Annotated in this window: 16 protein-coding genes; 10 read left to right on the top strand and 6 right to left on the bottom strand. The window is 48.5% G+C overall.

Features of this window, described 5'->3' with window-relative positions; translation table 11 throughout:
* Nucleotide 1: 1 nt before the first annotated feature.
* From AC5I6P_RS25800 to AC5I6P_RS25790, 3 genes are all read right to left on the bottom strand, one after another.
* Nucleotides 2-1,093: a phosphotransacetylase family protein gene (locus AC5I6P_RS25800; protein ID WP_495696640.1), complete on the bottom strand. Its 1,092-nt coding sequence runs from the start codon at nt 1,091-1,093 to the stop codon at nt 2-4.
* Between the two features lie 226 nt (nt 1,094-1,319).
* Nucleotides 1,320-1,697, bottom strand: a complete 378-nt coding sequence (ebsA, locus tag AC5I6P_RS25795; protein WP_495696639.1) for a type IV pilus biogenesis protein EbsA — start codon at nt 1,695-1,697, stop codon at nt 1,320-1,322.
* A 205-nt stretch (nt 1,698-1,902) separates the two neighbouring features.
* Complete coding sequence (locus AC5I6P_RS25790; RefSeq protein ID WP_495696638.1) at nt 1,903-3,927, bottom strand: GTPase family protein; 2,025 nt, start codon at nt 3,925-3,927, stop codon at nt 1,903-1,905.
* A 90-nt stretch (nt 3,928-4,017) separates the two neighbouring features.
* Between AC5I6P_RS25790 and AC5I6P_RS25785 the strand changes: the two genes are divergently transcribed.
* The gene (locus tag AC5I6P_RS25785) at nt 4,018-4,353 is read left to right on the top strand and encodes a hypothetical protein (protein ID WP_495696637.1); all 336 of its coding nucleotides are present in this window, start codon (nt 4,018-4,020) and stop codon (nt 4,351-4,353) included.
* Nucleotides 4,354-4,497: 144 nt separating this feature from the next.
* On the opposite strand, the gene AC5I6P_RS25780 is transcribed toward AC5I6P_RS25785, so the two are convergent.
* The gene (locus AC5I6P_RS25780; RefSeq protein ID WP_495696636.1) at nt 4,498-5,298 is read right to left on the bottom strand and encodes a DUF928 domain-containing protein; all 801 of its coding nucleotides are present in this window, start codon (nt 5,296-5,298) and stop codon (nt 4,498-4,500) included.
* Between the two features lie 328 nt (nt 5,299-5,626).
* A complete protein-coding gene (locus tag AC5I6P_RS25775) occupies nt 5,627-10,753 on the bottom strand; it encodes a CHAT domain-containing protein (RefSeq protein WP_495696635.1) in 5,127 nt (1,708 codons plus the stop codon).
* Nucleotides 10,754-11,273: 520 nt separating this feature from the next.
* On the opposite strand from AC5I6P_RS25775, the gene AC5I6P_RS25770 reads away from it, so the two are divergent.
* The 7 genes from AC5I6P_RS25770 (at nt 11,274) to cpcD (AC5I6P_RS25740) (ending at nt 17,953) form a co-directional block, all read left to right on the top strand.
* Entirely contained in the window at nt 11,274-13,010 is a 1,737-nt protein-coding gene (locus AC5I6P_RS25770) for a CHASE2 domain-containing protein (protein WP_495696634.1), read from the top strand.
* 360 nt (nt 13,011-13,370) lie between these two features.
* The gene (locus AC5I6P_RS25765) at nt 13,371-14,318 is read left to right on the top strand and encodes an RluA family pseudouridine synthase (RefSeq protein WP_495696633.1); all 948 of its coding nucleotides are present in this window, start codon (nt 13,371-13,373) and stop codon (nt 14,316-14,318) included.
* Between the two features lie 686 nt (nt 14,319-15,004).
* The gene (gene cpcB / locus AC5I6P_RS25760) at nt 15,005-15,529 is read left to right on the top strand and encodes a C-phycocyanin subunit beta (RefSeq protein WP_495696632.1); all 525 of its coding nucleotides are present in this window, start codon (nt 15,005-15,007) and stop codon (nt 15,527-15,529) included.
* Nucleotides 15,530-15,625: 96 nt separating this feature from the next.
* Nucleotides 15,626-16,114, top strand: a complete 489-nt coding sequence (gene cpcA / locus AC5I6P_RS25755; RefSeq protein ID WP_495696631.1) for a C-phycocyanin subunit alpha — start codon at nt 15,626-15,628, stop codon at nt 16,112-16,114.
* A gap of 125 nt (nt 16,115-16,239) precedes the next feature.
* Entirely contained in the window at nt 16,240-17,127 is an 888-nt protein-coding gene (locus AC5I6P_RS25750) for a phycobilisome rod-core linker polypeptide (RefSeq protein ID WP_495696630.1), read from the top strand.
* 70 nt (nt 17,128-17,197) lie between these two features.
* Nucleotides 17,198-17,557, top strand: coding sequence for a rod-capping linker protein CpcD (gene cpcD / locus AC5I6P_RS25745; protein ID WP_495696629.1), 360 nt, complete (start codon nt 17,198-17,200; stop codon nt 17,555-17,557).
* A 165-nt stretch (nt 17,558-17,722) separates the two neighbouring features.
* On the top strand, nt 17,723-17,953 hold the full coding sequence (cpcD, locus tag AC5I6P_RS25740) for a rod-capping linker protein CpcD (RefSeq protein ID WP_495696628.1): 231 nt from the start codon (nt 17,723-17,725) through the stop codon (nt 17,951-17,953).
* A 123-nt stretch (nt 17,954-18,076) separates the two neighbouring features.
* Here the strand turns inward: cpcD (AC5I6P_RS25740) and AC5I6P_RS25735 are convergent, their stop codons facing one another.
* Nucleotides 18,077-18,286: a hypothetical protein gene (locus AC5I6P_RS25735; protein WP_495696627.1), complete on the bottom strand. Its 210-nt coding sequence runs from the start codon at nt 18,284-18,286 to the stop codon at nt 18,077-18,079.
* A gap of 170 nt (nt 18,287-18,456) precedes the next feature.
* On the opposite strand from AC5I6P_RS25735, the gene AC5I6P_RS25730 reads away from it, so the two are divergent.
* A complete protein-coding gene (locus AC5I6P_RS25730; RefSeq protein WP_495696626.1) occupies nt 18,457-18,654 on the top strand; it encodes a hypothetical protein in 198 nt (65 codons plus the stop codon).
* A gap of 13 nt (nt 18,655-18,667) precedes the next feature.
* Complete coding sequence (gene cpcG1 / locus AC5I6P_RS25725) at nt 18,668-19,504, top strand: phycobilisome rod-core linker protein CpcG1 (protein WP_495696625.1); 837 nt, start codon at nt 18,668-18,670, stop codon at nt 19,502-19,504.
* Nucleotides 19,505-19,523 lie beyond the last annotated feature (19 nt).

The following is a 19,523-nucleotide window of genomic DNA, read 5'->3' as shown; positions in this document are numbered from 1 at the left end:
GCTAGGGCAAGGCTCCAGCTCGCTCGAAACCGAGCGACCCAAGAAAGCGATCGCTGTCAAAATAATCCTCAATCATCTGACAGATGCACTGAAACTTAATCGGCTCGTGCAGTCGGACTTGACCGAAGGCGCGATCAACAATCTCTACTGTGCTCAGCGTGTCTAAATCCACCGATAGAATCGGAATTTCAAGATCCTCGGCGCGGCTGAGAATTTCTTTAGTAGGAGGAATATGTCCGGTTAAAATTAGACACTGAGTTGAGGTTTCCAGGGCCGCGAGTTGGAGATCGGTGCGATCGCCACCTGTGACAACTGCCATATTGCGCCGTGCCCGGAAATACTTGAGGGCAGAATTGACGTTCATCGCGCCAATGGTTAGGCTCTCGACCATCAAATCTAAGCGATCGGGGCGACAGAGAACCTCTGCTTTGAGTTGGTGAACTAACTCTGCAACGCTCACACTCCGCAGCAAATCACTGCTTGGCAGCACCCCAAACACCGATATGCCTCTTTTTTCTAGGAATGGAACCATTGAGGTGTTTACAGTTTCGAGTTGATTGTTAGGAACATCATTGATTAACACTCCTAACAGCCGATCCCCCAACTTCTCTCTGGCACTTAGCAATCCATCAAGGAGCAGCATCGACTGAAATCGCGCTACTAGAAGGACAGAAGCTTGAATCGTGTCAGCGACCTCTAGCAGAGATAGATTAAATAATTTTCCTTCGTCGAGCGTTCCAGGTCCCTCTAAAAGAACTAAATCTCCGCTCTGACGTTGCGCTTGCTCCGCAAGTTGCTGGCGATAATCGGTCTGATCCTGCAAGTTCAGGCGATTCTCAACAGCTTCAGAATCTAGCATTAAGATAGACGGCTGTAAGCGATTCTCAGGAAGATTGAGCGTCTGAGCCACAAATTGAAGGTCACCATCGCTGTCTGCCATCTGAGTTTGGCCCCAACCACCGCTTAACGGCTTTCCATAGGCAATGTCTAGCCCTTTTGCCTTGAGTTGATGGGCAATTCCCAAGGTGATCGCCGACTTGCCACTGTAGGCTTCGAGAGATCCGATGAGCAGATACTTTGCGGATTTTGGCACGCCCCTCTCCCCGGTTAACGCTTGTTTAAGACACTGTTACGAGACTTAGAGAAACCCTTACATTACTCCTGTCAGGACTTTGTTTGCAAGTTGTGCTTCTAAGTTCAGAAGAATCAGATTTTAACCTTCCTAATTGTAAGGGGAGAAGAATTTTATTGCTGTAAAAAAGAGGGACGGTCAACGCCCCTCTGTCATGAACCACACGATGAAACTGCTCTAATGCGGCTTAATCTTCTAGGCGAAGCAACTTACGATAGAAAGCCTGCGAGAAATCTGCTAAGCGATTGCGTTTGAAGTTGGTGATCACCTCGATTAAGAAATCAACAAATTCAAAATTTGCCATCATGACCTCGTAGCTAAGTTCCGCGTTGCCATCAAACTGAATGCGGCAACGGCACAGGTCAGCAGGCAGCATCGAAATATTCCAGGTGGCAATGAACGGAATGCTTTCGGCTCCTTCAATCTTGCGCTGCCCTTCCAACGCTCCTTTCTGATATAGGCTGATGGCGAACGGTAAGAGTTGCTTTTTGCCAGCTTGGGGGTAGTAAGGTACGTAAACCCCGACTTGCTGAGTGGGAGCGGGCTGAAGTTTCTCGATGGACATGCTGAACTTCCTACTGGGTCAATCAAAGGATGTAAAGGTTGACGGCTTCCATCACGCTACAAGTTCATCATGAACTCGATCAATGGAATGCAATTGAGACACTTAAACTATCAATGTCTGGCTCAGTGTGCCCATCGCCACTGGTTAAAGTTCACTTTCCCAATTGATTTTTAGATTTTCTCTAAACAGGTGACACTGCTGAACTTTAGGACTGTTGAAGATACCGATTGAAGCGGGTTTGAAGTTGCTCGATCGAGAGGTTCTGGCTCCAGTACTCAGTCAGCGCATGACCAAACGCCCACGCTTGTCGATCGGGCGGGGCAGAATTTTCAACGAGCAAGCTCCAAAGGGCTAGCAGGTCGAAACTAGGAGGTGTCGGTCGATCGGCGGTCAGAAGATTGTATAGGTCGTATGCCATTTGCAATTTGCCAATCACAATCGGCAACTGCTCAACCGGAATGTTTCTCTCTAGCAGCAGTGCCAAGGCTGGAGAGCCAGTGGTTAGGGTTGAAAGAAACCGCAGAATTGGACTTTTGAGAAAGGCGGTGAGTCCTTGAGTGGTTGCCATCTGAAAAGTGTAGCGATCGATAATTCTGGCAGCCGCCATTGTTCTAGCGTCTATGTTTTTGAGAAAGCGGGCGAGGCGGAGTTGTTTGGCAGGCGCGATCGCGTCTAGGATGGCGATCGACAAGTCCTCTAGTCCCCAAGCCGTTCGGGTGTCCGATCCAGTCACGATTGGCAGGACCAAGGCGCAAGACTGTCCCAAAACATCAGCACGATACATTACCGCCTCGCGAATCGAAACTTCTTTGGGACGTTCGCCCGTCTGCCAGTTGTAGGGAGGAGTCCATTCACGAATCGGGCGCAACCGATCGACTTGAGTCACCACACCCAGCATCGGCAAGTCTGGCCTATCAGATTTTAGATCTTTGAGAAAGTCTAGATCCATCTGCAAAGCTGGATCGAGCGCCGGAGTTGCCAGCAGAACAAGATCAGTTTGAGCGGCGTGATCGAGAACCTGATCTCGGAGCTCCGTACGATCGACCTGTTCATACCCAGGCGTGTCCCAAAGCGTTAGCGTCTCTCCAGTTTGGGTATCCCACCGATACGCCTGAATTTGATCGGTCGAGGGCAGGGCATCCACTTGAGCATTTGCCTTGACAAATAATGTATTGATCAAGCTGCTTTTCCCGGCCCCGGTGCGACCGACCAGCATTAAATTGACGGGCTGTTGCTCAACGGCTTCGGGCGGCGTTGCCTGATTAATGATATTTCGTAGCGTCTGAGTTTCGGCCTTTGGTACGGCGGGTTGGGCAACAAGGAGATCAGTTTTTGGTGCGTTGCTACCGCTATAGAGCGCGATCGCTTGTCTGGCTAAATTTCGCAGTGCCGCTTCTCGTAAGAGTTGATTTAAATTTCCGAGTAATTCTTGAGTGGCACGATTGTTGGTCTTTTGAGTGGCAGTTCGAGCGATCGCCACGGCTGGATTCAGAACCCATTGCGCCCAACTCCACGCCTTGAGGAGCCGGCGCGCGGACGGTTCTAGCTTCTGATAAACCTCGTAGGCTTGGTAGGCTTGCCCAATTGTGACTTGATTGAGAACGGGTGACAGTCGCCCCATCCATTGGTCTAAATCGTCTACCGTGCCTCGCAGCAGCGCATAGGCTTGCGGAATGTAGATGTTGAGCAACGGCTTTTGGGTTTGCGGATAGTAGACTCGTGCGATCGCTTGAATCACACTCTGACATCGTTGCCAAAAGATGTTCCAGTCCTCCCATAAGGGCGGATCGGTGCGCGACGCTTCTAGAATCGCTTGAACTTCGGCTTCTGCTTTTTCACCTAATCCACCCGCTGATGCAGGCGTTAGGGATTCGACAGATTCTTCAGAAAGCTCAGCGACGACGGCTTCGACTTGCTGCAGGGCAGGCTGTGTCCATTTCACAAGCAGCCATCTCCACCCTACAAACAGCAGTCCGACGATTGCCCAGATCCAGTTAATGCCCCATTCGTGAATCTGCAATCCAGCCGCGATCAGGAGAAAACCGACGACGAGTGCGATCGGAAGTCCTAAAACCGCCCACTGCCAACGCTGCAATCGCACCATAATGCTTTCCTTGGTTTCGACCTCTTTATGGTAGAAAATTCGTCCGCGTCTTTTGCCCTTCGTAATGAAACGAAGAGTGATGGGCAAATTGGGACTAGGGCGGGAATTCTGAAAGGCAGCATCCACTCTAGAGGTTCAGGAGCCAGAGGTTCAAGAGTCAGAGGTTCGAGAATCAGAGGCAAGAAGATCGTGGATGGTTTTTGATGAGGTTTGGACATGCGATCGTTCTTAAAGCTATTTGGGTTTGGGCTACTGTTACTCGGATTTTATTTCCTGGGTCAGAACGTCATGGTTGCTACTGGAGGCTCTGTTTACTGGTGGCGAGAAATCCCAGCCGCAGGGTCGGTTCTCGCGATTATGGGCGGAGTATTTACGCTACTATTTGCTCGCTCGAGCGCTAAACAATTGGGTTGGCTTCTGATTGGGTTAGGAATGATTTTGGCGTTTTTGAGCGGTGGTATCGTGCTAAAACCCATGAGCTTGTGGACGTTTTCGCTGGCGTTTGCCTCATTTGCAAGCGGCTATAAACTGATGACGACAGGACGACTTTGAATCCTAATTTGTCCGGCCTTTGGCAAGCCGATCTGCCTCAAAGCTGTCACAAGAAACAAGAAAAAGGACTGTTACAAGAATAAAGGGTGAGTCGCGCGACTCACCCTTCAACAGGCAAAGCTTCAGTTACACAAGCCAAATGAATTACAATGGCCCAGCAACTTGAACCCGTCGTTGGGCAATATTGACGGGATCACTTCCTGCTTGAGCTAGTAAAGACTTTAGCTCAGCTTTCAGGGCAGCGTTACCAGGATTTTCTTGATTGGCACGAATCAGAGAATTGAAGGCATCATACCAAATGCCTTCATGAGCGAAACTGACTGCTTGATCAAAATCAGATTGACCTGCCACTTGTTGAAGTAACATTGGCTCATCAATCCGCTCAATGAAACTCCTGGCATAGACTTCACTAGATGATCCCTCTTTGCAAGCCAGCAGCACTGTCCAACGGTAAGTTTTGTTTGCTTGCAACACAACTGAGGTGGGCAGCTCGATTTGAGAAATACCAGATTGGTTGATCTGGAGGGTTTTGCTGAAAATTGGTTCTGCTCTACTCGGATCAGCCAAGATGAACTGAGCCGACATCGCCTGCTTAGTGTTGGTGTGCCAGAAAAAGGTTGGGTTTGCTGTCGTTGTATACAACCCTTCGTTCGCGTTTGGCACCAGCAGAGTCATCGTCGTTGGCGAGGAGCCTTTGCTAGAGTTACAGGCGGTACTCACCTGAGTTGTACTAGCTTGTCCACGCCTACCGCCCGATAGTGTACTGCGGATTGTACCCAGCTTCTTCTTGGGCGTCCAGCGCACGCGCTGAGAAGGCGCGGCAGTGGCAGAAGATCCAACCTGAAGGGGCTGAGAGAGTGTGAACTCGATTGAAGCAGCCGCGATCGCAATCAAACTTGTCACCGTCAGTGGGGTGAGAAACCGAAGCAATCTAAGTGTAGTCATAAGTTTGAATGTCATTGAGATGTGGACATTGCACGATCTACGAAGTGCCAATCTTGCAAAAACAAAACAAACCTTTATTGCGCTTTTCGGTTTAAGAAAGCAACAAAACAGGGGCTGTCGTAGAGGTTTTTGATCATGACTGACCTGATGCGCCGAGATGGTCGAGAAGTAAGTATAGACTTCTCGGCCGAAAAGCTCAATTGGGTAAAGTCTCTGACCGAAGTATCCGTTTAGCTCGCCGCCCGAGGTAGCTTAGCTTCCAGAACTCTCTTGCAAACCGAAACTTCCATCTGGTTTGTGATAACTGCTCATAGTCCTCACCACGCGTTTACCACGGATTTCCAACCAGCGTGAAGGCTGACCAGTAGAACGGATGAGTGAACAGAATTGTTCCGGTTCGGGGAACGATTTTTGTCGGCAGTAATACAGACTTTTGGCTTGTGATCAGCCTGCCGTTCTCGATCCGAACCGCGCCATTTTTGAGCGCAAGTTGGGCGCGTCTGAGCGCTTCTGAGCGAGTCGGGGCGGTTTGCAGTTGAATGTAAAATTCGCTCATGAGAGCGAGGGTTCCAATATCTGAAACCGTCCAGAGGCTACCCATGACTGAATGAACCCCAGCTGCGGCAGCAAGTCCGGCAAACCCTAACTCGGCAGAGGTACTGCCGATCGCAGTGTCGCAGGCGCTTAGGACAAGTAGTTCTAATGGCGGATTTGCCCAGCCCAGAGATTTCATTTGAGCAAGATTGATTCGAGTATTCCAAAGTTGAATGTAGGACTGACTCGGCGCTCCAATATTAAACTGAGCGTGGGTGGCAAGGTGAATAATGCCTGGATTTTCAATCCGTTTCTGACGTAAGAGTTCCTCAACTGTAAATTCTTGGTTGAGAAACTGTTTTCCTTTCCAAAACTCTTCGCTGACAAGTTGTAATTCGGTTGGAACGGCGGGCAAGGGCGCGAGCGATGAGAATTGATCTGCGCCCATCGCTAAGAGGGTGCGATCGCGCAAATCGGTAATTTCTCGATTCACCAAAGAAACGCTAGGAATCACGGAGACCGTGTAGCGCTGAATGGCATAATCTTGCTGGTCTGCAATGGCTGCTATGGGGATCGTCCTCAACCCTTCGTCCAAACAATAAATGAGGCTAGTAATTTGCTGTCGTTTTAGCTGTGCTTCCAAGGGTTGCAGGAGCCAGCCATAAAGTTGTCGGGCAAGCGCAGTGTACCCTTGGTCATCATCTACATCGGAGACAGCTAAGCGAAAGAGCTTAGCTTGCTGAAGAACTTGAGCGCGAGTAGCCGTGGTGGAATAGCGAATGGCTTCTCCTGTCGGAGCTACTAGCACCAAATCTAGTCGATCGTCGTTGCGTTTGAGCTTTGATCGTAAGAACGGAGTAACGGGTTCTACAGAATCTTGGTAGCGCTCTCCGTTTTTGGGCGCAGGAGCGATCGTTTGAGGTGTGAAGATGGCATAGACAACGACTGATCGCACGTTCTTTTGTTTTTGAACCTGACTCAGGGTAGCTTCAATTTCTTGCAGTCCTAACTTTGGGGCGTTATCAAGTCCGTAGTATTGCTCGTAGTCATTACTGAGAGACTGATCTAGATTTCCCACGATCGAGAGCGGTTGCGGCGCTTCAATAGGAGGTTTTGTCTCTAGATTCGGCTGATTTTGACCCGTTAGGTCTGTTGGTTTAACTGCTCCTGGTGGGGGAACTGAAGGAGTTGGGGAAGGAGTTGGAGTTGGGGAAGGAATTGGGGAAGTTGGAGGTGATGAATTTGACTCGAATGCACCAATGTCGATCACCGTTTGTTGAATTCGAGGAGCGCCTCTTTGGTCAGTTGGCGTTGCGATCGCGTTATTGCCTGCGTTAACCGCAGGGCTTCTAGGCAACAGCGCATGCGTTTGAGAGAACCCCCCGTTATTTGCTAATGCCTCAAGCAGTGGATCGATTGGATTTGTCGCTGTTCCAACTAGCGTACTCTTGGTAAATCCTGTACTGCCATCCCGAATCCCGATTAAGTTGTTCCCTTGGTCGGTAAAGAGCCCTGCAACGTCAGGACTACTTGCACTTCGATTTCCTGCGATGATCGTATTTTGAAGCTGAGCACTTCCTGAGCGATTAAAAATTCCTCCACCCGCATTGTTAGCTTGATTATTGGTCAAGGTATTGTTTCTAATCAGAGTCGTTCCGCTACTATAAATTCCGCCGCCTTCCGTGGCAGAATTGCCCGAAATCGTGACATTGGTTAGGTTAAGGGGAGCCGTGCTGAAGATTCCGCCGCCATCTCCCGTAGCTTTGTTTCCTTCAATCAGCGATCGCAGAATTGTTGTTGGTCCATTCGTGTAAATTCCTCCAGCGTTGCCCCCGCCAGGACTAGGGTTGCCTTGGGCTATGTTCTGTAAAACCGTACTGTCTAGGAGTTGAAGCTGACCCGTATTCGTATTATTAATGCCACCGCCTTGAATAAGAGCGCGGTTATTAAACAGGGTGCTATTTCTAAGCGTTACGTTAGCACCACTGTTTTGAATACCCCCGCCGTTTCGCCCAGCTTGGTTGTTAGTAATATTGCTATCGATGATCGTTGTTGTGTTGCCTAAATGTAGTCCGCCACCATCCGTTTTAGCTTGATTCTGCGAAATAGTTGTAGTGTCGATCGCGGTTGTTCCGAAGGCAGCTAACCCACCACCGCTCGTGGCAGCTTGATTATTAAAAATGGTGCTGCCTGAGATGTATAGGTTGTTTCCGATACTGAAGATTCCTCCCCCTTGCTCGGTCGCACTATTACCCGAAATCGAGCTGTCTCTGATGTTCACGAAGCGATCGCCGAAGATGACGATCGCCCCTCCTGTGCGGGCACGATTATCTGTAAAATCGGTTCTTAAAATGCTCAATTCAGAGGCGGAGCCGTTGTTGGTAAGCCCGCCGCCATACCCTGATCCGCTGATGGCAGCGTTATTCGACAGTTTACTGTCCGAAAGAATTAACGTCGCTTGGTTATAAATTCCACCTCCATCTTGACCTGCGTTGTTATTAGTGATGAAACTATTTGAGATTATCATCACTGATTCATTTTCTATTCCACCTCCATTGATCTTAGCGATGTTATTGCTGATTGTCGTACCGCGAATATCTGCAACTCCTAAATTATAAAATCCTCCTCCATTAGCACCTGCCCTATTTCTCAGAATGCTGCCTCCTATAACAGTTAAATTCGTTTGATCATTTTGAATTCCTGCTCCAGAGAAAACGGCTGTATTGTCAGAAATAGTACTATTCGTAATTGTTGCATCCCGACTTTGGAAGAGGGAAATTCCACCTGCATACTGAGCCGTGTTGTTAGAAATGACGCTGTCTGCAATGTTCAGTTTTGCACCAAAGGTGTTTTCAAGTCCACCTCCTCCGTTCGTCGCTGTGTTATTAGAAATCGTGCTGTTGAAAATATTGACGATGCTGGCGATCGGGGTTGAAATGCCTCCCCCATAGGTCGCGCGATTCCCACTAATTTGACTATCGCGAATTGTGAGGTTGGAGTTTGCACCCGAAACATAAATGCCACCCCCGACACTGGTCGTTTGTCCACCTGTGATAGTCAAGTTTTGTAGAGTAGCGTTGACGTTGCCTTTTACTTCTAGAACGCGAGCAGTGCCGCTTCCAGTCAAGGTTGCTGTGGGTGCACCTTGTAGGTTGACCGAACGATCCAAAATTAGAGGAGCGCCGCTGTATGTTCCCGCGCCTAAATTAATGGTTCGATTGCCGTTAGTGTTTCCGATAGAGTTAATTGCATTTTGAATCGAATTATTGGGTGCATTCGCTTCGGCTGCAACTTGATTGAGATTAAACGTCAAGTCACCTAGACTACTAAGATTGATGATTGCGTTGCTAAAATGATTAAATCTGCGTCCCGTTAGCGTTAAGGAAGCTGTTCCACCACCTGTTTGATTAATCGAATCTGTAAGCGTGATGTCTCCCTGTCCAACGCCTCCTCCGGCTGTTGTAAGAGTGACATTCGTTCCGTTGTTCATTGCTGCTGCGATCGTGGTTGGATCGATCGTTCCCATTGCTGCAAGGGGATCAAAAATTCCCGAAATCGGTGTCCCTGATCCGCCGTTCGCAATATTGATGTCAGATGGATCAAGTAGCCACGAACCCGCGCTAACTCTTGCGCCCGTTACATCTAGACTGGCTTTCCCAGACGTTTCAACCTGTCCGCCCTTAGCCGTGATTCCTCCCTGAAATCGAGTTGCCTGATCTGACCATAGAACAACGGTTCCACCCCTGCCAGTTTGGAGGGCATTAGCATTAATCTGAGTTTCAGCATCGCCAAAAACGAATTGAGCGTGAGGCAAACTGCCTTTTCCCTGATAGTCTCCTCCGATTAAAACCGTCCCGCCGCTTGTGGGTGTCGAAGCGTCAAGTTGAGCGTTGAGCAGCGCAATCTTTTCTCCAAAAACTTGAATCGAGGGAGTATGAATGGTGGGTAGCTGGGAGGATGTCACCGAGAGCCTGCCGCTTGCGCTTCCTTCATTTCGCGAAGCGATAATCGCCATACCGCGCTCGATGGGAACTGGAGGCGATGATGGCGTTAGCTTGATCACACCATTTTCAATCGTAGAACCGGTCGCATTGCTTAACACTCCGCCTGTCAGTAGCTCTGGCAACACTGTTTCAGCTAATGTTCCGGTTGCAAGACTTTGATTACTTTTGCTAATAGGCAGATCCAAACTCAGCAAGCTCCCTTGCGGGGTCACTCGCACAATTCCTTCACTGGGAATTGCCGCGATCGCAATCCTGCCCCCCGGCGCACTCAGCGTTCCTGTGTTAACAACGGTTCCTCCCAAAAGGGCGAGCGACTGTCCTTGACCGACCGATAAGTTTCCAGCATTAAATACAATATTTGGATTACGGCTTGAAAACGAGAAGCGGCTAGGCGCACCCATTAGTGACGTATAATCAGTTGAACCCGTTGCGTTGAACCAGGTTTGATTGTCAAACCCGATTGCAGTTGCAGTCGTGGCGCTAAACGAAGCAGGAACATTGAGTTGAGCCGTTGCCGCAAAAATGATGCCTGACGGATTCATTAAAAATAAGTTCGAGTTGGCACCCGTAACCTGAATCAGTCCTTGAATAACAGAGGCATCTCCCCCCACCACGCGACCTAAAATGTTTTGAATCGTTGGGTTGGAGATAAAATTGGCAGTTTGCTCTGGTGAAAGATTAAATTGTTCAAAGCTGTGAAAAAGATTGTCCCCTGCCTGCGTTCCTCCCCCAATCTCAAGCTGATTCCCGTGAGGTGTTACTTTAGTCCCCGTTCCATCCGAGGCTGGGGTAATGGGCTCTGCTTGTGCCACTAGCTCCGCAGGAACCGCTGCACTAGGCTCTGACCCGCAAAGCTCTAGAGGAACAAACAGAAATACCCACAGCAGCACAACATCTGCTCGATGTAGGTTGATCATAGGCAGCAATCGTAACCCCTCAAAACGGTGAACTCTAAAACAGATACTTCTAATTCGCGGCAATCCAGCATTTTTTTGGGTTGAACCTTAACCTATGTTCAAGCTGTGAGGCACATTTTCTCCTGTAATGCTGTCACTCACCGATGCTGCCGATCTTTCTGTACTCGCTCAATCTGTACTCGCTCAATGTGGACTGAAATATCTGAACCTTTTGATTCTTAACTGTTTGATAAAGTACTTGATGCAAAACTTTTCTGACGATAAGACCTTAACATGAGTTTTTCATCTACTTTAAAGTTTCCCTTTGAAATGTAACTCTATGCAATATCTCAGGCAAATATAGCGGCTTGACTGTCGCTATGTTTAATGAAATGATTGCAGAGAATTTACATCGCTTATACTGAGTAGCAAATTTTAGCTGCCCTGACAATTCAATAAAATGAATAGTGCTTTTGTAATTGATTTTGCTCTAGCTCCATTCGTCCCAGTGGACACTTAAGCATCGATGTCACCACATACTATGGAACCAAATTCTGTTTACCGGGTTCGCCCACGGGGACAGAAGTTTTTATGGAGGCACCGAGTTCTTGGCCTGTCTGGGCTTGCGGCGGCAGGGTGTGTCTTGTTGGTTCGAGCATTGGGAGGATTACAGCTTTCAGAGTTGGCGGCGTTTGATCACTTGCTTCAACTCCGCCCTTCAGAACCTGCCGACGATCGCATTGTGCTTGTGGGGTTCAGTGAGAAAGATTTTCAGACCCTGAGAAGCGCTCAGATTTCGGATCAGATCTTGGCGGATGTGCTAACCCAGATCAAAGCGCAAAAGCCTCGTGTGATTGGGCTAGATCTGTATCGGAATTTGCCGACACAACCTGGTAATGCAGCATTATTAAATGTATTCCGAACGACTCCCAATCTCATTGGAATTGCCAAAATCGTTGGCAGTGACGATGGCAAGGATGTAGCAGGGCATCCGATCTTACTTGAGACCGATCGGATTGCAGCGAGTGATGTCATTCCAGATGTGGACGGGCGAGTCCGGCGTGGACTGTTGTTCACGAACAACGGCCCTTCCCCGATTGAAGGACTAGGGCTGAGAGTAGCATTAGAGTACCTAGCAAAGTTAGGAATTACTCCGGAAGAGAGTTCTGACAATTTGTTACGAATTCGAAGCGCTAGATTTGTGCAATTTAGCAAGAATGATGGTGGGTATGTAAATGCGGATGATGGTGGCTATCAAGTATTAGTCAATCCGCGTGGACGACGAGACCCATTTAGAACCGTTTCGGTAGAAGAGGTTTTGAACAGAACATTGCCGTTAACCACATTTCGCGATCGCATTGTGTTTGTGGGTAACATTTCTGCTGGCGATTCGGACATGTTTTTTATGTCGTATAGCAGCGAGACGGGTTCTACACCCGTTCCCGTTTCGGGCATGGAGCTGCACGCTACACTGACAAGTCAAATCTTGAGTGCGGTACTGAATCGGCGTCCTCTCCTTCAAGTTGCGCCAAAGTGGGTGGAGTGGAGTTTAATTATTCTCCTAGCCTATGTAAGTGCTTGGATTGGAACACGGCGGCTATCTCATTTGTACAAAATCACGCTGACGCTGGCGTTGATGGGTGGGGTTGTCTTGATCTGTTCCCTCGCGCTCAATCTTGGTTGGTGGTTGCCGGTTGTGCCGATGTCGCTAGCTATTGTCATCGCAGGCGCGACGATGATGACCTTTGAGGCACAACAGCTTACCATTTTGTCGAATCAAGATCCGCTCACGCTGCTGGCAAATCGCCGGATGTTTGATGAAACGCTGTATCGCGAATGGTACCGATCGCTGCGATCGCAGACGCCGCTCGGATTGATCTTATGTGATGTTGACTACTTCAAAAGCTACAACGACACCTACGGGCATTCTAAAGGCGATCACTGCCTGCGTGCGGTCGCGAGCGTGTTAAAGAGATCGGTAAAGCGCCCAACTGATTTGGCAGCGCGTTATGGAGGCGAAGAGTTTGTGATTCTCTTGCCTAATACAGATTCCCACGGTGCGCTTCGAGTCGCTAAACTAATTCAGTTAGAAATGCAAGCGCTACAAATCGATCACAGTGGATCGCGGGTTTCTCCGTTTGTGACGTTGAGCTTGGGAATCGCAAGCATAGTGCCATCCACAGATGTGATGACTGAGTTATTGATTGATGTTGCCGACGCGGGACTCTATGAAGCGAAACGCAAAGGGCGAAATCAGGTGGTGCTGAAGCTGCCATAAGAAGTGCTTGACCTAAAAAGAATCTATTAATGTTCTTTAAAGACTTCTTACGCTATGGCATTGGTTATGGTGTCGTCAACGTTTGCATGAATGTGATGCGTTCTGCCGAATCTAAACTTTGTAATTGCCTAACTAACGATTAGTTCAGCTTTTTTGAGATTGGGTATGGCGTAGTAGCAACGCTCAAATTTGCTTCGAGTCAGACAATTACCATTTTCTAAGGGCATCAACTCAATTTTGCAGGGTTAGATGAAGGAATTATGGCAGTCCTAGCGAGAGCGCTTCTATTACGAATTAGCGCTCTATGGCATTCATAGCTGAGAATAAAATAAATAAGTTGTGTCGCAGGCTAGTAAAATTTTGTCTTTGCAGATTGAGTTGTATGTTGAAGAGTCTGATGAGCGAATCGATCGCTTTCTTGCCGATCAGCTTCCGGATCTATCGCGATCGCGCCTTCAAAAATTAATTGAACAAGGTCATGTTCAGGTTAATGGCCAACCCTGCACGTCTAAGAAAGCAGACGTGAAAGCGGGTGATTTCATTAAGCTCGACCTTCCAGACGCTCAGCCTTTGCAACTTCGACCCGAAAATATTCCGCTTGATGTTCTTTACGAAGATGATTCGCTGATCATTGTAAACAAATCTGCTGGATTAGTTGTGCATCCATCAGCAGGACACGAATCAGGCACTCTCGTGAATGCATTGCTAGCTCATTGTGAAACGCTGCCTGGAATTAACGGAATACAACGACCAGGGATTGTCCACCGATTAGATAAAGACACCACAGGCGCGATCGCAATTGCTAAAACGGAACTTGCGCTTCATCACTTACAAGAGCAATTTAGAACGAAAACTGCCCGGCGGGATTATCTTGGTATCGTCTATGGTTCACCGAAACACGATGTGGGAACGATTGATCAGCCAATTGGACGGCATTTAGTAGACCGACAAAAACAAGCCGTTGTTCCAGAAGCAAAAGGCGGACGACGAGCGGTAACTCACTGGCAGGTTAAAGAACGGTTGGGCAACTATACAGTGATGAAATTTGAATTAGAAACGGGGCGCACCCATCAAATTCGAGTACACAGTGCGTTTATGGGTCATCCAATTGTGGGGGATCCGACTTATAGTGCTGGTCGATCGCTCAAGGTCAATCTACCGGGGCAGATGCTTCATGCTTGGCGGTTGAGATTGATTCATCCTGTGACCGGAGTGTTGGTGGAAGCGATCGCGCCGTTACCCGCATCTTTTACAAAAGTGCTGAATCTACTGCGATCGCGGTTCCTGCACAATTATGCTCCGTACTAACTGCTCCAAGATTGAAGGGAGAATCGCGATTCGTAAAACCTTAAATAGGCATATTAACTTATTGACTTTTGTTGCACGTGCAACAAAATCTGTTTTTCCAGATTAGCTTAATAAACTGAAACACTTTTATCGAAAAAGACCGTTACATAAGTTAAATGAGTTTTATAGAACTTAAAATTCTAAAAACGCCTAGAACCCGCCTCACACGAAAGTTTTGCGAATTTAAAAGATATTATTAAATTAAAGAAAGTTAACTATTGCTGTACGTTTTCTTCAGAAAGTTTGCGAAAAAGAGAACTGATCTTCTTCGAAATTCTATAAACTCTAGGCGTTTTGAGCTTTGTTTCTCCTAGCTTTATATAAGTCAATAACTTGTAACAAATAACGGCTCTGCCGCATTGTATAAAGTAAACCTGAGGGGGAAAACAACAGAGGAAACCTATATAAAACAAGCGCTGAGTTAGGATTCTGCTTTCTTATAAGAAATGTGACAATTTCTCAGATTTCTTAGAAACATCAGTTTGTTACCTAGTAATGTGAAACTGAACTTAGGAGAAAGTTACCTAACTAGCCTGTAAAAGGTTTCAGATCCTTCCCGCTAGTTCTGTAACCCAAATGGCTTCAGATCCACCTTCCAGTTCTGAACCAAACTCGAACTCAAACCAAAAAATTAGGAGAAGTCATCCATGCTAGATGCATTCGCTAAGGTTGTCTCCCAGGCTGACGCCAAAGGTGATTTTCTGAGCAGCGGTCAATTCGATGCGCTGAACAACATGATCAAAGAAGGCAACAAGCGCATTGATGCCGTTAACCGCATCAGCACCAACGCTTCGTCGATCGTCACCGATGCTGCTCGCGCTCTATTTGAAGATCAGCCTCAACTCATCCAGCCCGGTGGAAACGCTTACACCAACCGTCGCATGGCAGCTTGCTTGCGCGACATGGAAATCATCTTGCGCTATGTAACCTATGCGTTGATGGCAGGTGATGCAAGCGTTCTCGACGATCGTTGCCTCAACGGTCTGCGCGAAACCTACCAAGCTCTTGGCGTTCCCGGTGGTTCGACAGCGGCTGGTGTGCAGAAAATGAAGGACATCGCGATCTCCATTGCTAACGATCCCGAAGCTTCTGGTATTGTTCGTGGCGACTGTAGCTCCATCATGTCTGAGCTATCGAGCTACTTCGATCGCGCTGCTTCTGCGGTTGCTTAAGCGATCGCTGTTGATCGAGCATTCCGCCTCGATCGGATAAGCATTGTTTTCACCACACCTTTGCAGAACACACTTTTTTAGGGAGATAACCAAACAATGAAGACCCCAATTACTGAAGCGATCGCAGCAGCAGATACTCAAGGTCGGTTCTTGGGTAACACCGAATTACAAGCGGCTAACGGTCGTTTTGAGCAAGCAACTGCTGGTTTAGAAGCAGCTCGTGCGTTGACTCAAAATGCTCAGCGCTTGATTGATGGCGCAGCTAACGCTGTGTACCAGAAGTTCCCATACACCACCCAAATGCAGGGTCCTCAGTACGCCTCTGACTCTCGTGGTAAGTCCAAGTGCGCTCGTGATATCGGTCACTACGTCCGCATGGTTACCTACTGCCTAATCGCTGGTGGTACAGGTCCGATGGATGAGTACTTGATTGCTGGTCTAGACGAAATCAACCGCAGCTTCGAGCTTTCTCCTAGCTGGTACGTTGAAGCCCTCAACCACGTTAAGGCAAACCATGGTCTGAGTGGTCAAGCTGCTAACCAAGCAAACACCTACATCGACTACGCGATTAACGCCCTGAGCTAATCTTCAGGTGCTGTGCCCGGAGAAATTAGCGAGTGTTGGCAGAGTGGCTAACAGTTGCTCGTTTTTCCGGGCATTGTTTTTCTTAATTTTGGTTAAGAAGTTTATTGTTGTGTTGGGGGACAAGCATGGGCGGCTTATTAGTGAATAACTTGGCAGCAGCCGGACCGTTGGGACTGTCTGCATTTGATAGCTCTTCTAGAGTTGAGCTACGGCCCGATTGGACAGAGACTGAGCTGCAATCCGTATTTCGAGCAGTGTACCGTCAGGTTTTGGGCAACGACTATGTGATGAAGTCAGAACGGTTGACCTCTGCTGAATCGTTACTGCGGCAAGGCACAATGACCGTGCGCGAATTTGTCCGGGCGGTGGCTAAATCTGAACTGTATAAAAACAAATTTTTCTACCGCAATTCAAACCAGCGGTTTGTTGAACTGAACTTTAAGCATTTGCTCGGTCGCGCTCCTTATGAAGAAGCGGAGTGGGCATATCACACGGGTCTGTGTGAAGAGCAGGGCTACGATGTTGAGATTGACTCTTACATCGACAGTATGGAGTACGAGAATAAGTTTGGCAACAATGTCGTTCCGTACTACACCGGCTTTCAGGTCGAACCTGGCGTTAGAACCACCGGCTTTACCCGGATGTTCCGGTTGTATCGGGGTTATGCCAGCAGCGATCGCGGCAGCGTTGGCGGCAAATCTCCTCGCCTGACTCGAGAGTTGGGTCAAAATTTTGCCTCACGGATTGACCGACCTTCAAGCGGCGGCAGCGGTGGATCGGGCTGGAAACATGCAGCAATTCCTGAGGACGCTGCGCCCAGAAGAGCGCTGGGTGGAACTCAGCAGGAAAGCGGACGGGTGTATCGCATTGAAGTGACTGGAATTTTACAGCCTGGGTATCCGAAGGTGCGTCGCAGCAGTAACGCGATCTTGGTGCCCTACGAACAACTCTCCCAAAAACTTCAAGAGATTACAAAGAAGGGCGGCAAAGTTGTGAATGTGTCGCGTGCCTAGAGCAAGACTGGGAGGCGGACAGCTGTCTCCCTAACTGCTCAATGGATTTTATACAGGAGCAATAATAATTATGTTTGGTCAAACTGCACTAGGCGGCAGCAGGCTGAGTGGAGCTGAAAATCGGATGTTTCGCTATGAAGTCGAGGGCATGCGCCAGACTTACGAAACCAATCAACTCAGTTACCCAATTCGCGCAAGCGGCAGCTTCTACATTACGGTTCCATACAATCGAATGAATGAGGAAATGCAGCGAATTCTCCGCATGGGCGGCAGGATTGTGAGCATTGAGCCGTTGACGCTCGATGGAAATGGCGGCGCGAAGATGCAAGCTGCAACCGCGCATCAAAATTTAGAAGCAGAAGGCAAAAGCGAAGCAACAGAAGTTCAACAGACAACGGAAGCAAAGCGGGACGAGTCGCTCGATCGCTAGGCATCAAGCTAGAGGCGTGAGTTGTGTCAGCGGTTTTGCGCCGATGATCAAGTAGCCCATAACGCGGGGATGCTTTGCGTCGCGCTTTACCTGTTGTTCTAATAACCGTTGTTCTAACGTTTACTATCAATTCAGTTCGTTATCCACAAGTGAGGGATTCAACCTATGTTTGGTCAAACAACCGTTAGTTCAGGTGGAATTTCGTCGTCAGCCAGTCGCATGTTTCGCTATGAAGTCGCTGGCTTGCGTCAAAACAGCGAAACGGATCAAAACAATTATGAGATTCGGAATAGCGGCAGCGTGTTTATCACGGTTCCCTATAATCGCATGAGTGACGAAATGCAGCGTATCACGCGGCTGGGCGGCAGAATCGTCAAAATTGAAGCACTAGGCTGATCTTGCCCGTTATAAAAGGTTCGAGCGAACAGCTCAATTCACCCGATGCTCAGTCTTTGGACGTAGAGCAAGTCTTCCAAATCTCCGTCTCGAAGATTTAAGCTTGCGTTACGATACGGTGTGCTACCTGGCCAGCTTGAAGTGCGCGATGCGGCGGCAGTAGCGGCATTGATTGTGGTAGCAGATGACGATGAAAATTGCACCGTTGTGGGTAGCATCCATCGCGACGTAATGTTTCACCGGCGCTTGGTAAGCTTGGCGATAAGCGGGCAGTAGCGGCGCTAACTTCGGTGTCTCGACTGCTCTATTTTTACGTTCGAGAAGCGGCAGCACAAGATCAGGATGACTACAATTACGGCGCTGACGCGCTTAGCATGTAGGTACTCGCCGTGATCGCAGATCTGCTCACCTTATAGAAGTGCTACTCGACACGGCAAATTCACGCTCAACCCTTACAGACATTATTCCTAGTGTTACAAGACTCCGATTGAGCGATTTGTGATGTGGCGATTCGCTTTGCGAAGCTCCGAAGGATCGCGGCAATGCAGTCTTGGATGTCAGCCGTTCAGGATACTCCTGAAACTAAAGATTTGATTCACCTAGCCCTCAATCGGTTAAAGCAACTGCGCCGAACCGTTTTGGGTGCCGTGGTCAAAGCACGAGTCTTGATGGCTCAACCCCAGCTTACGATTGTCCCCTAACGCACAATAATCTATGCTGCCTTTACTAGAAGTTAATCCTAAAACTCAGAACCAGCGCGTCAATGGCTATGACGTGATGGATGAGGACGATCCGATTAAATATCGGCTAGCGGACGCAAGAGGTCCAGAAGATGTCGAGCTCATCATCTGGGCAGCCTACCGCCAGATTTTCGGGGAGCATCTAATCCTAGAAAGTTACCGTCAAAAAAATCTGGAATCGCAACTGACAAATCGCGCCATTACGGTTGCTGATTTCATTCGCGGACTCGGAAAATCGGATGTGTATCGTCGATTGGTCGCTGACACTAATTCTAATTATCGACTGGTTGATATCACGCTCAAGCGCTTCTTAGGTCGGTCGTCTTATGGAAAAGACGAGCAGATTTCGCAATCGATCATCATTGCGACTAAAGGCTTGCATGGGTTTATCGATACGATCGTCGATAGTGACGAATACCGCGAAAACTTTGGTACAGATATCGTTCCGTTTCAACGGCGTCGGCTCGAGGGGCGTCCATTTAACTTGGTCAATCCGCGCTATGGCGACTACTGGCGCAATCGCTTGATGTCGCTAGATTTTGCGACGCGTTCTTACTACCAAGTGCGGACTTACAGCGCGGGCGATCTCGATAAGAAAGTGATTCGCCAAGCGATTCCAGCCAACTTCTTAACGATGGCGCAAAGCTTATCGACGCCTCAATTGGATTCGCAACGTCACGTAGCACGGGCGACTTCCAGCGCGATCGCGGTTCCTGACATGAGCCGTAAGACCGTAACGACCGGATCCACAGTTCGCCGTCCTTCCGTCGCGTTGCCCTACCGCTACCTTCCTTCAACGAAGAAAGTGTAATTTTAGGAATGAGGAATGA

This window comes from Myxacorys sp. (assembly GCF_059501405.1).
Note: the sequence above shows the minus strand (reverse complement) of the source record. Positions and strands in the feature narration are given on the sequence as shown.